This window comes from Mesorhizobium sp. P5_C1 (genome assembly GCF_054049815.1).
In genome coordinates, this window is sequence record NZ_JBFULQ010000676.1 from 1 (window position 1) to 2,544 (window position 2,544).

The 2,544-nt window shown below is 61.4% G+C and carries 3 protein-coding genes; 1 reads left to right on the forward strand and 2 read right to left on the reverse strand.

The annotated features are described in order from the left end of the window. Positions 1-551 (forward strand): ABC transporter permease (locus ACXJ7R_RS29765; protein ID WP_457154944.1); only part of this gene is annotated, 551 nt, incomplete at its 5' end. Positions 552-964: 413 nt separating this feature from the next. On the opposite strand, the gene ACXJ7R_RS29770 is transcribed toward ACXJ7R_RS29765, so the two are convergent. Both ACXJ7R_RS29770 and ACXJ7R_RS29775 read right to left on the reverse strand, forming a co-directional pair. After that, complete coding sequence (locus ACXJ7R_RS29770; protein WP_457154946.1) at positions 965-1,693, reverse strand: ABC transporter ATP-binding protein; 729 nt, start codon at positions 1,691-1,693, stop codon at positions 965-967. A 33-nt stretch (positions 1,694-1,726) separates the two neighbouring features. Further along, the gene (locus ACXJ7R_RS29775; RefSeq protein ID WP_457154945.1) at positions 1,727-2,122 is read right to left on the reverse strand and encodes a sulfocyanin-like copper-binding protein; all 396 of its coding nucleotides are present in this window, start codon (positions 2,120-2,122) and stop codon (positions 1,727-1,729) included. Positions 2,123-2,544 lie beyond the last annotated feature (422 nt).

The window sequence follows — 2,544 nt, forward strand, 5'->3', positions numbered from 1 at the left end:
GTTTCGGTCGCCATTTCCGGTTTCAGGGTGCTGCCGAAGCCCTGGTACTGGCGCCCTTGAGCGTGCCGGCCGTCGTCTTCGCGCTGGGGGCCTATCTCGCCTTCGCGCGCGTCGGGCTCGTTGATACCGAGGCAGGCATCATCATCGCTCATACGGTTCTGGTCTTTCCCGTGGTCTATCTCGTCGCATCGGCGACACACAGTTCCATTGACCCCTGGCTGTCGCTCGCCGCTGCGAGCCTCGGGGCCAATCCGTGGCGCATCTTTCGCACCATCATCTTCCCACTGCTGCTTCCGGGCCTGGCCGTCGGCGCTCTGCTTGCGATGCTTCTCTCATTCGATGAATCGGTGGCTTCGATCTTCCTCAGCGACCTGTCGGTGAAGACACTGCCGAGAAARTTGTGGGAGGGKATCCGCTTCAACACAAGCCCCGAATCCGCGGCCGTCTCCGCCATGCTGCTCGGCGCGACATGCGTCGTGGTCATCGTCGGCATGGCGGTTGTCCTCGGGCGCCGTAAAACCGCTCTGTTGTCGTTGCAAGCGCGTTCCTGAACCCGTTTCTTGACCGGTCTCAGAACGGCCCTCGTACAAGCGGCGCAGCTACGAGTGCGGAAACGGAGATCAATCATGTGCAGGACCTACCTCCATCGGAAGTACTGTGGACGCTTCGCTTCTCAGTCGGAGCAGCCGTGTATGCCTCGGTCGAAACTCATTCCAATGTTGATCCCCATCCTGGCCTCGTGGCGGCGGCGGCCAGGACGCTGGTGGGCACCACCTCCCGGGTGCCCACCGGCACCCGCGTGGTCCGGGTGCTGGGCGGCTTCCCCGAAGTCTCGACCATCCATACCACCAATGGCCGCTGGGGCCCGATGCCGTGCTCCGGCGCATCCGGCTCATAGCTCGCATAGCGGCAGCGAAACGAGCCAGCTTCTGGCGACACAGCGCACGACCCGAGCACGACTGACCTAGCTGTGGCCCTGGCCGTTGCTACCGACCAGAAACTGACGGAAGCGGTCCGATCGGCTGGCAGTAAAGAGCTCGCCTGGCGGTCCTTCTTCCTCGACCAGGCCCTTGTGCAGGAATACGACCTTGCTGGAGACATCTCTGGCGAAACCCATCTCGTGGGTTACCACGAGCATCGTCCTGCCTTCTTCGGCAAGCGCGCGCATGACGCGCAGGACCTCGCCGACAAGTTCGGGATCGAGCGCCGAGGTCGGCTCGTCGAACAGCATGACTTTGGGCCGCTGGGTAAGCGCCCGTGCGATCGCCGCTCGTTGCTGCTGGCYGCCGGACAAGTGCGCCGGATAGTGGTTGCGCTTGTCGGCAATACCCACCTTGGCCAGCATCGCCTCCGCCTCCTCAATGCATTCCGCGCGAGGACGTTTCTGGACGTGGATGGGTGCTTCGATGAGGTTCTCGAGGATAGTCATGTGAGACCACAGATTGAACCCTTGAAACACCATGCCGACGCGTGCGCGTATCCCCTGGAGCTGCCGCATGTCGGCCGGCCGCGTCTTCCCGCCCTTTTTCTCAAGCAGGATTGTTTCGCCCCCGACCTCTATGCGCCCTTCATCCGGAATTTCCAGCATGTTGATGCAGCGCARCATSGTCGACTTTCCCGATCCGGAAGAACCAAGGATCGAGACCACGTCTCCCTCCCTGGCCTCAAGGGAGATGCCCTTCAAAACCTCCAGATTGCCGAAACGTTTGCGAAGCCCGGTCCCCTCCTATGGATGAACCGTGAATTCGGCCCACATGCCGGCCCCATAGTGACCAGGCACGTTGCAGATAAGAAGGTATTTTCCTGCCTTCAGTTCGACGGTCAATGTGCCTGATTTGCCCGGATCGAGTTCCGACACCTCGCCCTTGTCGCCAGCCTTGTCTTCGTCGACCCGGTTCTCGGCCTCAAGATAAGGAAGCGGCTTGCCGGGTTCTGCAAGGTACATCACGATCATTTCATGAACCGTATCCTTGGAGTCGTTGATCACTTTGAATGTGACCTCTCCGGCCTTCACCGTGCCCGGCGAAGCCTTGATGCCCATGGTCGCCTTGGTGATATCGAGTCCTGGCGTCGCATAGGCGAGCCCCATCGGCATCTCCATACCCGCGCCCTTGTCCCACATTGAGATTTCGACAAGGAAGCAGCCCGGACGGCGCCAGCACCGTCAGCCATGAGCATTGCGGCAGCAAGTCCGAGCGCTGCCCTCGTCGATATGGTTTTCATGGCAATCTCCTTCGGGACGGCAGCGGAAGCGCTACACCCCGGCCGTCATCCTGCTCGCGGAGTTACCCGCCGTCCTTGCGCCAAATCAAACTGACCGGCGTGACTGCTCAGTGCCGGATCGAAATTAGCGTCGCCCAGCTGCGAAGAGCGGGTCCTGAAGGAGGCGCGTCCTTTATTGTGCCTCCCTGCCGCCGGTCGAACTGCCGCCCAAGAGGCACGGAATTTGCGTCTCCACCATCACATCAGGATGAGGAGTCAATGATGCGTCAAGATGGAACAACAGCGCGAAAGGCAGCACCACGGCGCGTGCCAGAATGGCGC